The sequence below is a fragment of the Ureibacillus sp. FSL K6-3587 genome, from assembly GCF_038593165.1.
Taxonomy (GTDB): domain Bacteria; phylum Bacillota; class Bacilli; order Bacillales_A; family Planococcaceae; genus Ureibacillus; species Ureibacillus suwonensis.
On record NZ_CP151969.1, the window covers coordinates 379826 to 397436 of the forward strand.

The 17611-nt window shown below is 40.8% G+C and carries 16 protein-coding genes; 6 read left to right on the forward strand and 10 right to left on the reverse strand.

The window, feature by feature from the left end; translation table 11 throughout:
* Nucleotides 1–77: 77 nt before the first annotated feature.
* On the forward strand, nucleotides 78–599 hold the full coding sequence (locus tag NSS77_RS01875) for a competence protein ComK (protein ID WP_342470139.1): 522 nt from the start codon (nucleotides 78–80) through the stop codon (nucleotides 597–599).
* Here the strand turns inward: NSS77_RS01875 and NSS77_RS01880 are convergent.
* Nucleotides 554–934: a hypothetical protein gene (locus NSS77_RS01880; protein ID WP_342470140.1), complete on the reverse strand. Its 381-nt coding sequence runs from the start codon at nucleotides 932–934 to the stop codon at nucleotides 554–556. The two genes, NSS77_RS01875 and NSS77_RS01880, sit on opposite strands and share 46 nt — an antisense overlap.
* Nucleotides 935–1451: 517 nt before the next feature.
* Between NSS77_RS01880 and NSS77_RS01885 the strand changes: the two genes are divergently transcribed.
* The 3 genes from NSS77_RS01885 to NSS77_RS01895 all read left to right on the forward strand — a co-directional run bounded on the left by NSS77_RS01885 (nucleotide 1452) and on the right by NSS77_RS01895 (nucleotide 5678).
* Nucleotides 1452–2732 (forward strand): IS4 family transposase, encoded by a 1281-nt coding sequence (locus tag NSS77_RS01885; protein ID WP_340715701.1) that lies wholly within the window; start codon nucleotides 1452–1454, stop codon nucleotides 2730–2732.
* A 470-nt stretch (nucleotides 2733–3202) separates the two neighbouring features.
* Nucleotides 3203–4342: an IS110 family transposase gene (locus NSS77_RS01890; RefSeq protein WP_342468460.1), complete on the forward strand. Its 1140-nt coding sequence runs from the start codon at nucleotides 3203–3205 to the stop codon at nucleotides 4340–4342.
* A gap of 211 nt (nucleotides 4343–4553) precedes the next feature.
* The gene (locus NSS77_RS01895) at nucleotides 4554–5678 is read left to right on the forward strand and encodes an IS4 family transposase (protein WP_096550083.1); all 1125 of its coding nucleotides are present in this window, start codon (nucleotides 4554–4556) and stop codon (nucleotides 5676–5678) included.
* Between the two features lie 259 nt (nucleotides 5679–5937).
* Here NSS77_RS01895 and NSS77_RS01900 read toward each other — a convergent pair whose 3' ends face one another.
* The 5 genes from NSS77_RS01900 to thiD form a co-directional block, all read right to left on the reverse strand.
* Complete coding sequence (locus NSS77_RS01900; protein ID WP_342470141.1) at nucleotides 5938–6063, reverse strand: hypothetical protein; 126 nt, start codon at nucleotides 6061–6063, stop codon at nucleotides 5938–5940.
* A gap of 89 nt (nucleotides 6064–6152) precedes the next feature.
* A protein-coding gene (gene prfB / locus NSS77_RS01905) for a peptide chain release factor 2 (RefSeq protein ID WP_342470142.1) occupies nucleotides 6153–7263 on the reverse strand; the annotation gives its coding sequence in 2 pieces (ribosomal slippage) (nucleotides 6153–7190 and nucleotides 7192–7263; 1110 coding nt in all).
* Nucleotides 7189–7389, reverse strand: coding sequence for a hypothetical protein (locus NSS77_RS01910; protein WP_342471326.1), 201 nt, complete (start codon nucleotides 7387–7389; stop codon nucleotides 7189–7191). The genes prfB and NSS77_RS01910 overlap by 75 nt, the downstream gene beginning before the upstream one ends.
* A 47-nt stretch (nucleotides 7390–7436) precedes the next feature.
* The gene (gene secA / locus NSS77_RS01915; protein WP_342470143.1) at nucleotides 7437–9944 is read right to left on the reverse strand and encodes a preprotein translocase subunit SecA; all 2508 of its coding nucleotides are present in this window, start codon (nucleotides 9942–9944) and stop codon (nucleotides 7437–7439) included.
* 260 nt (nucleotides 9945–10204) lie between these two features.
* Nucleotides 10205–11029: a bifunctional hydroxymethylpyrimidine kinase/phosphomethylpyrimidine kinase gene (gene thiD / locus NSS77_RS01920; RefSeq protein ID WP_342470144.1), complete on the reverse strand. Its 825-nt coding sequence runs from the start codon at nucleotides 11027–11029 to the stop codon at nucleotides 10205–10207.
* Between the two features lie 157 nt (nucleotides 11030–11186).
* On the opposite strand from thiD, the gene NSS77_RS01925 reads away from it, so the two are divergent.
* Nucleotides 11187–12167: a DMT family transporter gene (locus NSS77_RS01925; protein ID WP_342470145.1), complete on the forward strand. Its 981-nt coding sequence runs from the start codon at nucleotides 11187–11189 to the stop codon at nucleotides 12165–12167.
* Nucleotides 12168–12561: 394 nt separating this feature from the next.
* On the opposite strand, the gene raiA is transcribed toward NSS77_RS01925, so the two are convergent.
* Both raiA and fliS read right to left on the reverse strand, forming a co-directional pair.
* Nucleotides 12562–13116 carry a ribosome-associated translation inhibitor RaiA gene (gene raiA, locus NSS77_RS01930; RefSeq protein WP_342470146.1) on the reverse strand — a complete coding sequence of 185 codons (555 nt, stop codon included), beginning with the start codon at nucleotides 13114–13116 and terminating at the stop codon, nucleotides 12562–12564.
* 488 nt (nucleotides 13117–13604) lie between these two features.
* Nucleotides 13605–14009 (reverse strand): flagellar export chaperone FliS, encoded by a 405-nt coding sequence (gene fliS, locus NSS77_RS01935; RefSeq protein WP_342470147.1) that lies wholly within the window; start codon nucleotides 14007–14009, stop codon nucleotides 13605–13607.
* A gap of 207 nt (nucleotides 14010–14216) precedes the next feature.
* Here fliS and NSS77_RS01940 point away from each other — a divergent pair, with 207 nt between their 5' ends.
* Complete coding sequence (locus NSS77_RS01940) at nucleotides 14217–15341, forward strand: IS4 family transposase (RefSeq protein WP_096550083.1); 1125 nt, start codon at nucleotides 14217–14219, stop codon at nucleotides 15339–15341.
* Nucleotides 15342–15638: 297 nt separating this feature from the next.
* On the opposite strand, the gene NSS77_RS01945 is transcribed toward NSS77_RS01940, so the two are convergent.
* Complete coding sequence (locus NSS77_RS01945; protein WP_342470148.1) at nucleotides 15639–16778, reverse strand: flagellin; 1140 nt, start codon at nucleotides 16776–16778, stop codon at nucleotides 15639–15641.
* The gene (locus NSS77_RS01950) at nucleotides 16751–17602 is read right to left on the reverse strand and encodes a hypothetical protein (RefSeq protein WP_342470149.1); all 852 of its coding nucleotides are present in this window, start codon (nucleotides 17600–17602) and stop codon (nucleotides 16751–16753) included. The genes NSS77_RS01945 and NSS77_RS01950 overlap by 28 nt, the downstream gene beginning before the upstream one ends.
* Between the last annotated feature and the right edge of the window lie 9 nt (nucleotides 17603–17611).

Consider the following 17611-nt stretch of genomic DNA (forward strand, 5'->3'; position numbering starts at 1 on the left):
ATTGATTTTCTAGCACTTTCCTATTATTATGATATTAGAACTACCAAATTACCATATTTTTAGAAAGGGTGAAAAAAATGGCTGATTTGAAAGATTTCGATTGGTATTACATTACTCCTAATACGTATGTCGTAGAACCTGTCGAGTATAACGGCAAATCTTGTTCACGGGTCTATGACAAATTCGAAATTTTTTACATCGATAAGAAACCGCTGAAACTCCTCAATGACACTTTCAGAAAGCTGGGCACCACTTACAAAGCGTCTATGGACTTTTCAAAAAGGTTTTTGGGGAAGGGGAAACATAAAGTTCCAATCGTTTTGTCTTATGATCAACCTTACGTCTTTTTACCGGTCCTATCACCCTCTTCTTCAAAAAATATTTGGATTGCGCAACATGCGATTATTAACATCCGAAAAGGCAAAGATGGCACCATCATCACTTTAAAAAATGAAGTGGAAATCGAATTGCCCATCCACTACACTTCTTTCTGCGCACAATACGCATGTGCCACAATGCTTCTAAAATATGCGTTAAAACAGAGAAAGCTTTTTCAAAGGGAACTGGATTTTCTGGATGACCCGGATGATGACAAATAATCATTCAACAATTCCTCAACACGATTTCGCAACCGGATATTGGAATACCTTCTGACTTCGGAAACCTGCTTGTAATAAAACAGGTATTCTGTGAACAGGTCGTCCCTTTTCCCTTGAACGACCTTTAAAGAATTCTTTTTCAAATAGGATTTGGTGTTTTGCAAATCTTTCTCGGCCAACTTTTTGGCTTCTTCAATCAAGTGTACATACGGCCGCTTTAATTTAAACGGACCTTTCTCTATAAGTTCATAATCTTTTTCCAACACGATGAGCAACATCGGCAAATAAATGGCTGATTCCAAATACGGCACAGCTTCAATCGGGATGTGCGCCATACAAATTCCTCCCTGATAAAAATCTTTGGATAGGAACAAATGTTCTATTTCTATTATAGAACATATTCCATGAAAAATGCAATTGTGGATTTGTTGGGGAGAAGCCAATTTGATCAAAATACATTACTTTCTGAAGAGGGTGTGATTCGGAGCTCACCCAATCTTCCCCCTGTAAAAAGGGTGGGCTCCGTGTTCATATGAAATGGCTGCCTGAAAGTGGATTGATATCGACTTTTTGGCAGCTTTTTTCTTTTTTAAATGGAGGGTGCGGTTTTGAACTATGGGAGGCCACTTTGTGGGGATAAAATCCATTATTGGTGTGGATGCTGCCTAAATGGGGTTAGATGATGGTTTATTTAGTGGGGATGAAGGGCAATGTCATCAACTTAACGTTACATTTAATGGAAAATAATATTTAATTTAACTTTTATAAAATTAGGTAATAAGCCTCTTGTAATTTTAAAAAGGCCACCAAAATCGTTTTAGAATCCAATTTTTGGTTAATAAAACGAGGATGGTGGTTTTTTTGAAAACAAAAAGTACTTTTTTAGGGGCAATTGAGATTACTCGAAAGTTGCTGAATGATGTGATGTTTATGCTTGAATCTCGGACAAAAGAAACGTATTTTACACGAAAAGAAAAGAAGTTAAATTTTAAAAATACTATTCTATTTAGCTTAAACTTTGTTAAAAAGAGCCTCCAAATTGAACTTGACGACTTTTTCGACAAATTTAATTTATCAGAAATTAGTATTTCCAAACAAGGCTATTCAGCCGCACGAAAAAAGATTTCTCCTCTCGCTTTTGTAAAACTTACAAAAGCGATTGTGAATTGGTATTATGAAGAAAATTCCTTTAAAACTTATCGTGGATTTAGACTTTGCGCAATCGATGGAAGTGTGCTCCAAATTCCTGATACTGAGGAGCTTCGAAATTATTTTGGGTATGGAAAAAATCATAAGACAAGTTATGCAAGAGCTAGTGCCTCTTGTATTTACGATCTTGAGAATGGAATCATTATTACTTCTAGAATCAATCCATATAAGGTAGCTGAGCGAGATAGTGCAAAGGATATGATTGAAGAACTCGTACAAATTGGATTAAAAAATGATCTTTTTTTATTTGATCGAGGGTATCCATCGAGAGATTTTATTGCCTATTTAGATGCCCTTGGTATCAAATATGTGATGCGATGTCAAAAAAATACGATAAAGGAAATTGTCGAAGCGAAAGATGCTGATCAAAACATTCATATAATACATAGGAAACAAGTGATTACTGCTCGTGTAGTTAGATTCCCACTGGATTCTGGCACGGAAGAAATACTTGTCACAAATTTAACCGAGGAAGAGTTTGATATCTCTGAGTTTAAATCTCTTTATTTTAAACGCTGGGGAATTGAAACAGAATATAATGATGTGAAAAATAAAATCGAAATAGAAAATTTCACGGGTAGTTCGAAAATCGCAATTGAACAAGATTTCTATGCATCAATATATTTATCGAATATGGTCAGTTTATTGAGAAATGATGCCAATGAAACAATTAATGAGGAGAGTAAGAAAAAAAGACGAAAACATGATTATCAAGTAAACACAAATATCTTAATAGGAAAATTAAAAGATAGGATGGTTCACTTATTATTAGAAGATTGTCCAATCAAAAGAGAGAGAATGTTTACAAAAATCATGAAAGTGATTATAAGAAATAAGACACCTATTCGGTTTGGGAGAAGCTACCCACGAAGGAATGGTCTGTCCTCAACAAAGTATCCCCTAAACCAAAAAAGGTGTCTATAAACAATACGTAGGATAAATATAACCTATTTGTTTATTAAATGTAAATAAATTAGGGGCTTAAAAAAATAAAAATTTAAGCCCCGGGCATCCTATTGCCTTTTTTAGCCGATTTTAGAAAATTATCAACACTTTGTAGGTTGAATACACTAGTGTCGCATAAAAAATATCAATAGACATAATAAATCTGAATTTTCTGTAACTATATTTTTCCATAAAAAACAATCATGAATTTTCATTCACAACCCTGGCATGAAAATGGATATTTCTTTCCCATAATGTAGATAACACAAACAGTTAACAATACGTAGGCTTTTATGGTGGATGATACCCTGAATAAAAAACTGTTTGAGTGGATTTGGTGAACAACCCATTGTTAGCTCATTCATTTGGAATGATGACTACGTACAGAAAAATGCTTATATTTCAAATTCACTCGCTGTTTGTGAATCTACTTTATGGGAGGGATTATATTGGATGTACTGATGACACGTTGTGCAGGATTAGATGTACATGCTGAAACAATTGTTGCTTGTGTCATGATTGGCGAACAGGACGATGAATTATTCATTGAAACAGAAACTTTCCCCACTTTAACAAAGGATCTCTTTCGTTTACTAAAGTGGTTGGAAAACCATGGCATTACGCACATTGCGATGGAGAGTACTGGAGTTTATTGGAAACCTGTTTATAACATTTTGGAGGATTACTTTGATATTACATTAGCGAATGCTCAAAGAATCAAGAATGTCCCTGGAAGAAAAACAGATGTTTCGGATGCAGAGTGGATTGCGAAGTTATTGCGTTATGGACTGATTGAAAAAAGTTTTGTTCCACCAGAAGATATACGAAACCTTCGTGATTTAACTCGGCTTCGTAAAAAATGGATCGGCCATTTGACTTCAGAAAAAAATAGGATTCTGAAAGTATTAGAATGCTCAAATGTTAAACTAAATTCAGTTATTTCAGATGTGTTTGGTGTTTCTGGAAGAAAACTTCTATCCAAATTAATTCAAAATGGATATGTTGATTCCATTGATGTAGAAATTAGTATTCACGGAAGAATGAAGCACAAAAAACAAATGATTACAGACTCTTTATTCGGTACTTTAAACGATCATCAAATCTTTCTAATCAAACAATCTTGGCAACACATCGTTTATTTAGAATCATTAATCAGCCAAATCGAGGAAAGAATAGATGAAATTCTGAAGAATTATAAAGAAGAAGTGGAGTTATTACTAACGATTCCGGGTATTAAAAAGGATTCCGCAGCAATTATTATTGCAGAGATTGGGGTGAACATGGAACAATTTCCTACCTCTCAACACTTAGCGTCTTGGGCCGGAGTTGCTCCAGGAAATCATGAAAGTGCAGGAAAACGAAAGTCAACTAAAACGACTAAAGGGAATCCTCATATCAAAACTGTACTGTGCGAAGTAGCATGGGCAATCTCTAGAAGTAGGAATCGTTGGTTAGCTGCTAAATATTGGTCGATTGCTGCAAGAAGAGGAAAGAAAAAAGCACTCGTTGCCATATCGCATCGAATGCTTCGAATCATTTACTCCATGCTAATTAATAAGGAGCCTTATAAAGAACCTTTAATTAATTAGTATAACCAAAGAAGAATAAGTTTAAACAAAGTTACCTTCCATTAGGTAGCTCTGCTTTCTTATTGTCTTTTTTAGGTTATTTATATATTACCCTCAATAGATTGAAGCTATTCATGGGCTAAGTGGAATTAAATTATTTTCACAGAAAAATCCTTTATAATGGTTTGGTGGTAGTAAACCTATCCAAATCCAATATAAAGGAATCACGATTATGGATAAGTTTACACGAAAAACATCATTTGAACAATGGTTTTCACCAATTAATTTCAACTTATTTGACGATATGGTGAAAGCCTATCATTTAGATTACTATACAAAGAAGCTTTATATGGCTTCATTTCTGAAATTACTGTTGTACGCTCAATTACATGAAACCGAGAGTTTGCGAGCTTTAAGTGACGCTGTTTTTTCTGAAGAATTACAACGTGCAACAGGTCTTCCATCGATTAGCTTTTCCCAATTAGGAAGACGAATCAATGCCATTCCAACGGTTTTCTTTCAATCGATTTTTCTTGATTTAGTGGCTCAAATTCATGAGAAAACACATTTTCAAAAGCGAAGAAAGCTGACAACGCCACTAAAAATCATTGATTCGAGTACGTTGCCACTGAATTTGACGAACCACAAATGGGCAGAGTTCCGAAAAACAAAATCGGGCGTGAAGCTTCACTTGCGTCTTGTATTCATGGAAAAAAGACTTTCTTATCCCGACAAGGCCGTACTGACAAACGCAATCGAACATGATCGTGGTCAATTAGAGGTATTCATTGATGATCAAGAATGCCTGTACGTGTTCGATCGTGGATACTTAGATTATGAGCGATTTGACCGTATGACGGATGATGGGTATTTCTTTGTTTCACGTTTACGAAAAAACGCTGTCGTCCGTGTGTTAGAACGATTTTCGTTACCTGAAGATTCGCCTGTATTCTCCGATGAAATGGTGGTTATTGGAACCACGCAAAATCGTTCTGAAAACGCGTTCCGTCTCATCAAATTGTTGGATACAAAAGGAAATGAACTTCATTTACTGACGAATCGTTTTGATATGGATGCAGATGAAATCGCTGAAATCTATAAGTCACGTTGGGCCATTGAACTCTTTTTCAAATGGATGAAACAACACTTGAATATCAAGAAGTTCTACGGCCACAGTGAACAAGCCGTACACAACCAAGTATACGTAGCGATGATTGTATACTGTTTAAATGTGTTAGCTCAGTTGAACACTAATAGTGACCGAAGTACGTTACAAATAAGTCGATATTTGAAAGCAGCTTTATGGAAATCTGCACACATTTGGTTACGGAAAATCGAAGGGATGAGCGTTCCTTAAAGGTTGATTTGTCGTTGTTGCACTCGTCTTAAGCTATAGGTAAAAAATGGATGTTTACTACCTTTATTTAGGTGTTTTCGTTTTTCGCTAATTTTCCAGAAAAATAAAATCTGAAATTTCAAAACTTATTTATGCGACGCTAGTGGGTTGAATAGTATTTTTAAAAGTAGACAACCAGATGGTTGCCTACTAACTGTAAATTATTGGTTGTATAAGTTTCTGACATTGGGATGAAGGGGGATTGGGGGATGAAGGGCATTTATGGGGGAGCGTTTCGTGCAGATTCACTCTCAACTCCTGCCAATGCATATTTCACTTGCGCGGATAGCACCTCTGCTTGCTCGGATAGCACCTCAAATCCCATCACCACTTGCACAAATAACATCTTTCAATGTGCTTCGCCAAAATTGGCTCCTATTCAAACAAAAAAACGTGCAGAACCATCCATTGATTCTGCACGCTTTCAACCATCCATTATTTTTTCGATGCGATTTGGGAGCGCAAATATGCGTTAATAAACATGTCAATCTCGCCATCCATCACCGCTTGGACATTTCCGGTCTCCACATTCGTGCGGTGGTCTTTTACCATGGAATATGGATGGAACACATATGAACGGATTTGGGAGCCCCATCCGATTTCCTTTTGCTCCCCGCGGAGTGCGGCCAATTCTTGCTCCTGCTTTTCAATTTCCAATTGATACAATTTCGCTTTCAACATGTTCATCGCTTTTTCGCGGTTTTTGATTTGGGAACGTTCCGCCTGGCAAGACACCACAATGCCTGTCGGGATGTGGGTGATGCGGACAGCGGAATCCGTCGTGTTGACGTGCTGGCCGCCTGCACCAGTGGAACGGTACGTATCGATTTTCAAATCTTCCGGACGGATTTCGATTTCAATTTCATTATTGAACTCAGGCATCACTTCGCAAGAAACGAAAGAAGTATGACGGCGGCCGTTTGCATCGAAAGGCGAAATGCGCACGAGGCGATGCACCCCTTTTTCCGCCTTTAAGTAACCGTATGCGTTATGGCCTTTAATGAGCAATGTCACCGATTTGATTCCGGCTTCATCCCCAGGAAGATAATCCAGCGTCTCCACTTTGAAGCCATGTTTTTCCGCCCAACGCGTATACATGCGGAGAAGCATGGAAGCCCAGTCCTGGGATTCCGTACCGCCTGCTCCCGGGTGAAGCTCCAGGATGGCATTGTTTTTATCATAAGGTTCGCTTAATAAAAGCTGCAACTCAAAGTTTTCCAATCTTTCCTCGAACTCTTTCAACTCCTGGACGAGCTCTGCCTGCAAATCTTCATCCGGCTCTTCTTTCAACAGTTCAAGGGTCATTTCCAAATTTTCTTGAGTGGAAGATAAATCATTCAGTTCATTCACGATGGATTTTAAACTATTGACTTCATTAATGATGCTTTGGGCTTTGTTTTGATCATCCCAGAAATCCGGCATCATCATGATTTCTTCCAACTCTTGAATGCGGGCTTCTTTGTTTTCTAAGTCAAAGAGACCCCCTGAAATCCGCCAATTTTTCGGCTGTATTTTCCAACGTGTTTCTCACATCTGATAATTCCATAAAAGTTCCTCCATTTATCCATTTGATTTTGAATGGGAACAATAGCGGCATCCCGCCGCCATGCACATCCTCACGAAACAAAACCGCGCCATCGGAAAGATGACAACGGTTTTGGATAAATACCATTGTACGTAAAACCTGAATTTCACAAACCCATCTTATGCAAAATCACATTAGGATATTGCGCCATGGCAGTTTTTATATTTTTTGCCGCTGCCGCATGGACATGGGTCATTTCTTCCGATTTCCTGTTTTTTGCGGATTGGTTGGCGTTTCGGCTTTTCGCCGTCTTCTTTCGGATTCACCGCTTGTCCTTTTGCCACTTCTTCACGTTCCAAGTTGCTGCGGATTTGTGCTTTCATCGCATATCTTGTCACATCTTCGCGGATGGCGGCAACCATATCTTCAAACATCGCGAAACCTTCTTGCTCATACTCACGCAACGGATCTGTTTGTCCATAAGCGCGGAGGTGGATACCTTGACGCAATTGGTCCATTGCGTCGATATGGTCGATCCATTTCGTATCGATGGAACGGAGCAAGATGACTTTCTCGAACTCGCGCATGCGCTCAGGCGTCAATTCTTGTTCTTTTTCGTTATAGCGTTCAATCACTTTATCGTAAATGAACTCGATCATTTCTTCAGGGGATTTATCTTGAAGATCGTTCACCGTAATCTCGCCTTCATCGAGGAGATTGGCTTTGATATAATCTTCCATCGCCTTGAAGTTCCAGTCATCTTTATTGCCTGCCGTATGCGTATGCACCATGTTTTCGATGGATTCGCGGATTATGTTTTCCACCAGTTCGCGCATGTTTTCGGATTCCAACACCGCATTCCGCTCTTTGTAAATCACTTCCCGTTGTTGGCGCAACACTTCATCGTATTGCAACAAACGTTTACGGGCATCAAAGTTGTTGCCTTCCACGCGTTTTTGGGCGGATTCCACCGCTTTGGACACCATTCTTGACTGGATCGGCTGGGAATCGTCCATCCCCAATTTCGTCATCATGGCTTTCATGCTGTCGGAACCGAAGCGGCGCATCAAATCATCTTCAAGGGACAAATAGAATTGGGATACCCCAGGATCCCCCTGACGTCCGGAACGACCGCGCAACTGGTTGTCAATACGTCTGGATTCGTGGCGTTCTGTCCCGATGACCGCAAGTCCGCCAAGCTCTTTGACCCCTTCGCCGAGCTTGATGTCCGTACCACGGCCGGCCATGTTGGTCGCGATGGTCACGGCGCCTTTTTGTCCGGCTTGGGCGATAATTTCCGCTTCCCGTTCATGGTTTTTCGCATTCAATACGTTATGCGGAATTTTATGTTTTTTCAACATCTCCGAAATGATTTCAGAGGTTTCAATGGCCACCGTACCCACAAGCACCGGTTGCCCTTTGGCATGGCGTTCCGCAATGTCTCTGACCACCGCTTCAAATTTCCCTTTCATTGTGGCATAAATGAGATCCGGTTTGTCGATACGGGCAACCGGTTTGTTTGTCGGAATCACCACAACGTTCATATTGTAGATATTGCGGAATTCCTCTTCTTCCGTTTTCGCTGTACCGGTCATACCGGCCAATTTTTTGTACATACGGAAGTAGTTTTGGAAGGTGATCGTTGCCATTGTCATGGATTCGTTTTGGATTTCCACGCCTTCCTTCGCTTCAATCGCCTGATGAAGCCCGTCGGAATAACGGCGTCCTTTCATCAAACGGCCAGTGAAGCTGTCGACGATGATGACTTCCCCGTCTTGCACCACATAGTCCACATCCCGGTGCATCGCCACATGGGCTTTCAAGGATTGGTTGATGGCATGGAGCAAGCGGACATGGGACAAATCGTACAAGTTGTCGATACCGAACGCTTTTTCCGCTTTCGTAATACCGCTTTCCGTAAGTGTAACGGTTTTTGTCGTTTCATCATACGTATAATCTTCATCTTTTTTGAGCATGCGGACGAAAGCATTCGCCTGAACATAAAGTTTGGCGGAACGCCCTGCATGTCCGGAAATGATCAACGGTGTTCTCGCTTCATCGATCAAGATGGAGTCCACCTCGTCGACAATGGCGAAGTTTAATGGCCGTTGCACTTTATCCTCTTTATAAAGCACCATGTTGTCGCGCAAATAGTCGAAACCAAGTTCATTATTGGTGCTGTATGTAATGTCCGCTGCATAAGCCGCGCGTTTTTCTTCTTTCGTCAAGCTGTTCAAGTTGAGCCCAACCGTCAAACCTAAAAATTCATACAGTTTGCCCATTTCTGTGGCGTCACGTTTTGCCAGGTATTCATTGACTGTCACCACATGGACACCTTCGCCTGGAAGGGCATTCAAATAAACAGCCATTGTGGAAGTCAATGTTTTCCCTTCCCCGGTTTTCATTTCAGCGATGTTTCCGTCATGCAACACCGCGGCCCCCATCACTTGCACGCGATAAGGGTACAAGCCGAGCACTCTTCGCGCGGCTTCACGGCAAACAGCGAAAGCTTCAGGCAACAAGTCGTCCAAACTTTCACCGTTTTGATAACGCGCTTTGAATTCCTCTGTTTTATTGCGAAGTTCTTCATCAGAAAGCTTTTCCATTTGTGGAGCCAATGCATCCACTTCATCCGCGATTTTATTCAACCGTTTCAATTCTTTTTTGTTAACATCGAATAATTTATTTAAAATATTTGCCATCGAAAATCTTCACTTCCCATTCAGTCTTAACTTTCATTTTATCATTCGTGGAATATTGGTGCAAATAAGCGCCATTGTTTTAAAGAAGTTGTCAGATTTAATCGGGAGAAAGATGACAGTATGAACCACAATTATTATTGCTCAAAAGACAATAAATTGGAAGGGAGAAAATGAATGGAAATGGATTGGGGGAATGGGGATTCTCACAAATAAGAAAAGCAGTTTATGTCGGGACACCAACACACACTGCCTTTCACCAATTAAACTTCCGTTATTTGCACTTCCTCTTCCCCATACAGCTTATAGGCGCGATGATCAATCATTCCAGGGGCATATTCGAAAGGAATGAAGCGTTTGATGCCCGCTGTGACAAACTTTTTGGCATTCGCCACCGCTTCTTCAATCGGTTTTCCTTTCGCCAGTTCCGCCGTGATGGCTGCCGAATAGGAACAACCTGCGCCATTAGTATGGATGGTATCAATTCGAGGGGCTTCCAATCGGATCATTTTATTCCCATCGTACAAAATGTCCACTGCCGGCCCTTCAAGACGGCCGCCTTTCACAAGCACATATTTTGGACCGAGCTGCAGAAGGTCTCTTGCCGCGTCCTGCAAATCCCCGATGGAGTTGATTTCCTGGCCGCCGAGCAAATAAGTGGCTTCCGGCATATTCGGCGTAATGATGGTCGCCTGTGGAATCAGCTTCGTTTTGAGCGTTTCCATCGCATCAAAATCAAGGAGTGGCGAGCCGAATTTCCCGAACATCACCGGATCGACGACGATGTTTTCGATTGAAGCGGTTTCCAGCCAATTTGCCACCAATTCAATGATTTCCTTTGAAAAGAGCATGCCGGTTTTCAATGCATCGATGTCCTCTTGTTCATTGATGATGAGAAGTTGCGCTTCGATGGCATCTAAAGGCTGGATGAACAAGCCTTGTTCTTTGCTTGGATGTTTGGCGTTGATGGCCGTGATGGCCGTAAACCCGTACACCCCAAGTTCCTGGAAGGTTTTCAAATCCGCCTGGATGCCGGCACCACTGCGGGCCGCTGCTCCTGCCACTGTACATGCTTTAGGTAATGTCATGACTTTTGCTCCTTTTGTCAAACCCTAGTAGAATTTTAAATTTATTTTAATTCTTTTATGGCATGGATGAAAATATTCAAAACCGGCAATTTGTATAAGGTCAGATGGAGGAGGCAGGAAAAGGCCAAATGCCTGCCTCTCCAAAAAGGCACCAATCATGGAATTTCCACATATACTAATGGGCACCCATCAAAGCCACTACGCTACGGAAGAAGGTTGTCCATTGTCAGAAAGGAAAAATCCATCCGTTTCCTATATACTTCTTGCCTTGTTAATCATCATTTGGGGTGTGAGCTGGCCCATCTATAAACATGGGGTTCAATTTATGCCTCCGCTCCTCTTCGCCGGCATCCGTTCCTTTATCGCGGGAATCCTCCTGTTCATTTTCGCGTGGAAATCGCGGCATTTGATCCGGTTCAAAGAACATTGGAAGTTTTACGTCATCTCGGCAATTTTAAATAATATCCTTTACCTTGGTCTGCAAACGGTCGGGATGGTGTATTTGCCGGGGGGACTGTTTTCCGTGCTTGTCTACATCCAGCCGGTGCTGCTCGGCATTTTGTCCTGGTGGCTTTTGAATGAACAGATGACCATCGCCAAAATGGCAGGCCTGGTGCTCGGCTTTACCGGGATTGTGCTGGTGAGCATGGATGGCTTGATGATCCATCTCTCGGCCATCGGGGTGATTCTCGCCCTTGCCACGGCACTTGCTTGGGCCAGCGGGGTCATTTTTGTCAAGAAATTAAAAACCCGCATCGATTTCTATTGGATGGTCGTGATGCAATTGATCCTTGGCGGCGGAACGCTTCTCCTTTCCGGGTACTTCTTTGAAGGCGTCCATGCAATCGTTTGGAACGTGGATTTGATCAGCACCATCGTTTGGGGCGGAACGGCAGGAATGGCTGCGGGGCAAGTGATTTATTTTAAACTGATGAATGAAGGGGAAGCAAGCAAAGTCGGCGCCTATACGTTTTTAGTGCCGATCATCTCCGTCTTCGTCAGTGCCATCTTTTTGGATGAAGCCATCACGAAAAATTTGTTTATCGGGATGATGTTGGTCGGTTCAAGCATTTATTTGGTGAATCGCAACATCGGAACGGGGGCAGCTACTGGTCATCACTTGAAGAATAACAGATAAGGGGACTTCTCCATTTCAAGCCGGGGATAAGGGAAAGTGTTTCATGGGGGAGCAGACATAATATTTAGGGGCTGTACGAATTTTGGGGGCTAACCCAAAAACTTTAGGGGATGCTATACGATTTTGGGCGGCTAACCCAAAAACTTTAGGGGCGGCTGTACGTGCTGCGGCGCTTGTGCAGCAGTGTGGCACAACCTTTAGGAGCGCTGTACGATTTTGCGGTGGCTTGTGTGGAAGTATGAAGCGCAACCTTCAGGAGCCTCCGTAATGACTACGGCAGCTTATGTGAAAGCATGTCACACCCCTTCTCTGAACCCCCCATGCATTATCGTTAATGTGAAAAAGCTCCCTGCTGACATGCAGCAGAGAGCTTGGATTCGGTTTGGGAAAAGAATTAAGTTGTTTCGATTAAGCCGTATTTTCCGTCCTTGCGTCTGTAAACGATGTTAGTGCTGTTTGTTTCCGCATCAGTGTAAATATAGAAGTCATGGCCGAGCAGGTTCATTTGAAGGATGGCTTCGTCTTCGTCCATTGGTTTCAAATCAAATTGTTTTGTACGAACGATTTCAAATTCTTCTTCTTTTCCGTTTTCATGATTGTTTGGAACAGAAGTGCCGGCGAAGTAAACGCCTACACCTTCACGGTCACGGAGCTTGCGGTTGACTTTTGTTTTATGTTTTCGGATTTGACGTTCCAGTTTATCCACAATCAAGTCAATGCCTGCATACATATCATCGTGGCGTTCTTCAGCACGGAGCGTTAAGTTTTTCAACGGAATTGTTACTTCCACTTTCGCTTTCTTGTCATTGTATACTTTCAAGTTTACATTGGCAGTTGCGTTAACTCCTTCATTGAAATATTTTTCAATTTTCTGAACTTTGTTGATAACGTATTCACGTATTGCTGGAGTTACTTCAATGTTTTCACCACGAATGTTAAAGTTTAGCATGTAAACTCCTCCTTTACTTACCCTATGTAAATTATATTCTACATAAGTTTGCAAATTCCTTCTATAATTTATGTGATGTTTTTAGGAATTCGACAAATTTTCAAAATCCAAAAAAGGAATGAATAAATCAAGGAAAATTGGACAAAGATGCCCTTCCATGACCGATTTCAACCGCCATTGATCTGTCATCCGCAACCGGAATACAACTGCCGAAATCCTTCAGTGTTTATAACGTTTATACCCTAAGTACATACGGACAAACACCCTTTGCTAAAAATTACTGTATATTAATAAAAAGATTGGATCCATACCTGGAGCATTGTCGAAACATCTTTCCTTTTTCCGCTAATTTACATACAGGAAATGCGGAGGTGCGCATCAGGAAACTTTCCATTTTTCCTGATTTATAAAACGCCTTGCAGCCAAACGGAAGAATGCAAAGCGTTTTTGGGGGGAAATAGGAAACAAGCAGGATATTTCAAAGCGATCTACACTTGTTGCACATTTTGAAATTGCTGTTGTCGGTTCAGCTTGATGACCTCTTTCCAAGTATCGCGGAACTCTGTTGCCAGCCCAATCACTTCATCCACCATTTCGGTGTCGTTTTTTATATTCGCTTCAACCAGGCGGCGGTTCATGTATTCATATAATGGATAAATTTGTTTGGATATTTCATATTCCATGTTGAGCGTAACCATTAATTCCGTAATGATATTTTGGGCTTTTTGAAGATTCGTATTTTTCTCTTCAATGTTTTTTTCTTCCATTGCCTTTTTCGCCAAATTTAAAAATTTAATGCAGCCGTTGTAAAGCATTAATGTCAATTCCCCAGGAGATGCAGTGTTCACACTGTTTTGTTTGTACGCCTTGTAAGCGTTAAGTTGAAACGACATATACGACTCCCCTTTTAAACGTACATATAAAGAACTACGATTATTTTACTATCATTTTATCGTATTTTTGCACTAGTGTCGCATAAAAAATATCAATAGACATAATAAATCTGAATTTTCTGTAACTATATTTTTCCATAAAAAAATCCTTTATAATGGTTTGGTGGTAGTAAACCTATCCAAATCCAATATAAAGGAATCACGATTATGGATAAGTTTACACGAAAAACATCATTTGAACAATGGTTTTCACCAATTAATTTCAACTTATTTGACGATATGGTGAAAGCCTATCATTTAGATTACTATACAAAGAAGCTTTATATGGCTTCATTTCTGAAATTACTGTTGTACGCTCAATTACATGAAACCGAGAGTTTGCGAGCTTTAAGTGACGCTGTTTTTTCTGAAGAATTACAACGTGCAACAGGTCTTCCATCGATTAGCTTTTCCCAATTAGGAAGACGAATCAATGCCATTCCAACGGTTTTCTTTCAATCGATTTTTCTTGATTTAGTGGCTCAAATTCATGAGAAAACACATTTTCAAAAGCGAAGAAAGCTGACAACGCCACTAAAAATCATTGATTCGAGTACGTTGCCACTGAATTTGACGAACCACAAATGGGCAGAGTTCCGAAAAACAAAATCGGGCGTGAAGCTTCACTTGCGTCTTGTATTCATGGAAAAAAGACTTTCTTATCCCGACAAGGCCGTACTGACAAACGCAATCGAACATGATCGTGGTCAATTAGAGGTATTCATTGATGATCAAGAATGCCTGTACGTGTTCGATCGTGGATACTTAGATTATGAGCGATTTGACCGTATGACGGATGATGGGTATTTCTTTGTTTCACGTTTACGAAAAAACGCTGTCGTCCGTGTGTTAGAACGATTTTCGTTACCTGAAGATTCGCCTGTATTCTCCGATGAAATGGTGGTTATTGGAACCACGCAAAATCGTTCTGAAAACGCGTTCCGTCTCATCAAATTGTTGGATACAAAAGGAAATGAACTTCATTTACTGACGAATCGTTTTGATATGGATGCAGATGAAATCGCTGAAATCTATAAGTCACGTTGGGCCATTGAACTCTTTTTCAAATGGATGAAACAACACTTGAATATCAAGAAGTTCTACGGCCACAGTGAACAAGCCGTACACAACCAAGTATACGTAGCGATGATTGTATACTGTTTAAATGTGTTAGCTCAGTTGAACACTAATAGTGACCGAAGTACGTTACAAATAAGTCGATATTTGAAAGCAGCTTTATGGAAATCTGCACACATTTGGTTACGGAAAATCGAAGGGATGAGCGTTCCTTAAAGGTTGATTTGTCGTTGTTGCACTCGTCTTAAGCTATAGGTAAAAAATGGATGTTTACTACCTTTATTTAGGTGTTTTCGTTTTTCGCTAATTTTCCAGAAAAATAAAATCTGAAATTTCAAAACTTATTTATGCGACGCTAGTGGTATTTTTGGTATTTTGTAGATATTTTATCTTAATACTGTAAATGGATGATCCGTAATGTATTGTCGTTCCAGCCCCTCTGTTCCGGACATTTTACATAAAGAAAAAAGAGATACTAATGAATCTAGTACCTCCTAAAATATCCGAACCTGACTAACCAAGAAGATTTAAAACCCCGGAAGATTGTTGATTGGATTGGGCCAACATGGCTTGCACCGCCTGAGATAAAATGCTGTATTTCACTTGTTTCAACATTTCGCTTGCTATATCTGCATCCCTTATACGGGATTCGGATGCGGTCATATTTTCATTATAGTTCACTACATTATTCGCGATATGGTCCAGGGAATTTTGATACACCCCAAATTTTGCCCGCTCATCCGAGATGATTTGAATGGCAATATCTATTTTTCCAATTGCTTGACTCGCATGATCCCTAGACTTTACATCAACGGAATCAACTCTTAAACTCGCCGTTGTGGCATCCGTCAAATCGACAATAAATTCATTTCCCGAATTTGGGCCGACTTGCAAAATTAAACCTAATACAGAATTTTGTTTAGTCGCTTCAGAACCCGAGTCGCTGCCACTGTCTGCATCATCAGAAGGAGAGCCGGGAGAATCAAGATCATAGGGTCCTGAGATATAAATCCCTGAATTATTGGTAACGGCATCTCCGACCGCAATGAAATGATCCCCCATAGAGACAACGTCATATAATCCGTTATTCCAGTAATTTGAAGGCACACGGATCCAGGTTTCGCCATCCAAAGAAATTGCGTGGCCCAACGTTTCTGAACCAACTATCACAAAATGCCCACCTGTCCATCGAACTTTATTTAACGGAGAATTGGTGATTGAAGGGCCTATAAATTCAGTTTCATCCGACCAATTAATCCCATCCGTGGAATAATAGATCTTGCCAAGTGTCCCATAACCAGTAACGGCGACATATTTTCCATTGCCATACGCGACACTTGAAAACGTTCCAGATATAGGCTTGCGGAATTCCCAAATCACCCCGTCGCTTGAGACGCCGGTCAATGATGTGCCGGAAATAAAGAATTCATCGGTTTCTTCATTCCATATGACATCCACTATTCTTCGATTCGTCCCATCATTGGGGACCGCCATTTCATCCCATGTTTTCAAATCGGTTGAAGAATACATGGTCATATAAATTTTCAAGTTGTTCCCGTATGCGCCCGTCTGTTTCCAGCCAACCGCGACATAGGCACTTCCATTCGAAGCAATGCTCGAAATTTCTATACCTGTATACGGACTTTCGAGCACAATATCCGGTATGGTTTGTTTCCATTCGTAAGCATCTCAGAGACAAAAACGCCTCCTTGATTACTCACCGCAACAAATTGCCGGTTATCTTCATCCCACACGACATCCTTGAAGTAGTTCGACCCAAGAGTGATTTCATCGCCATCCATGTTTTTCAGGACAGCCCCTTTCGACCAATTGGTGCCGTCATATCGGATGACCCCATCTTGTCCAACAATGACTAATAGGTCCCCATTATACTCGACACCATAGTGATCCCAAAGTATATTAATACCGAGTTCCTCTTGCCGTATGTGATAAAACCGCATCGGCACCAGATTGGCAGGCAAATCCTCCTCATCAATGGGAGGAATCAGCAGTTCATCATCAATGGATTGGAAATATTGATCGTAATAAGAAGGGTCCTTCTTCACGTTCAACAAGTGGATTCCATTAAAATTTGTATTGTTGGCAATATTGTCTATACTTTGTTTCAATTGATCGATTTCATTTTGCACTAATTGGCGGTCTTCCTTTGTCAAAGTATCATTTGCGGCTTGGACACTTAATTCCCTCATCCGATGCAACAGGGAATGGATTTCATGTAAACCGCCTTCTGCTACATCAACAAGGGAGATTCCATCTTGAATATTTTTGCTCGCCATTTGGAGGCCGCGGATCTGCCCTCTCATTTTTTCTGAAATGGCCAATCCTGCCGCATCGTCTCCAGCCCTGTTTACCTGGAAACCGGACGATAATTTCTCCAACACTTTCGATTGGGCACTATGATTCCGAGTCTGGTGCCCGATAATGTTGATTGACACAATATTATGATGAATAATCAAATGCATTCT

What these genes read in the sequence shown, in the direction of transcription:
- NSS77_RS01875 (WP_342470139.1), top strand. Translation starts at nt 78, where the DNA reads ATGGCTGATTTGAAAGATTTCGATTGGTATTACATTACTCCTAATACG.
- NSS77_RS01880 (WP_342470140.1), bottom strand. Translation starts at nt 934, where the DNA reads ATGGCGCACATCCCGATTGAAGCTGTGCCGTATTTGGAATCAGCCATT.
- NSS77_RS01895 (WP_096550083.1), top strand. Translation starts at nt 4,554, where the DNA reads ATGGATAAGTTTACACGAAAAACATCATTTGAACAATGGTTTTCACCA.
- NSS77_RS01900 (WP_342470141.1), bottom strand. Translation starts at nt 6,063, where the DNA reads ATGTTATTTGTGCAAGTGGTGATGGGATTTGAGGTGCTATCCGAGCAA.
- NSS77_RS01910 (WP_342471326.1), bottom strand. Translation starts at nt 7,389, where the DNA reads ATGGTATTTATCCAAAACCGTTGTCATCTTTCCGATGGCGCGGTTTTG.
- secA (WP_342470143.1), bottom strand. Translation starts at nt 9,944, where the DNA reads ATGGCAAATATTTTAAATAAATTATTCGATGTTAACAAAAAAGAATTG.
- thiD (WP_342470144.1), bottom strand. Translation starts at nt 11,029, where the DNA reads ATGACATTACCTAAAGCATGTACAGTGGCAGGAGCAGCGGCCCGCAGT.
- NSS77_RS01925 (WP_342470145.1), top strand. Translation starts at nt 11,187, where the DNA reads ATGGAATTTCCACATATACTAATGGGCACCCATCAAAGCCACTACGCT.
- raiA (WP_342470146.1), bottom strand. Translation starts at nt 13,116, where the DNA reads ATGCTAAACTTTAACATTCGTGGTGAAAACATTGAAGTAACTCCAGCA.
- fliS (WP_342470147.1), bottom strand. Translation starts at nt 14,009, where the DNA reads ATGTCGTTTCAACTTAACGCTTACAAGGCGTACAAACAAAACAGTGTG.
- NSS77_RS01940 (WP_096550083.1), top strand. Translation starts at nt 14,217, where the DNA reads ATGGATAAGTTTACACGAAAAACATCATTTGAACAATGGTTTTCACCA.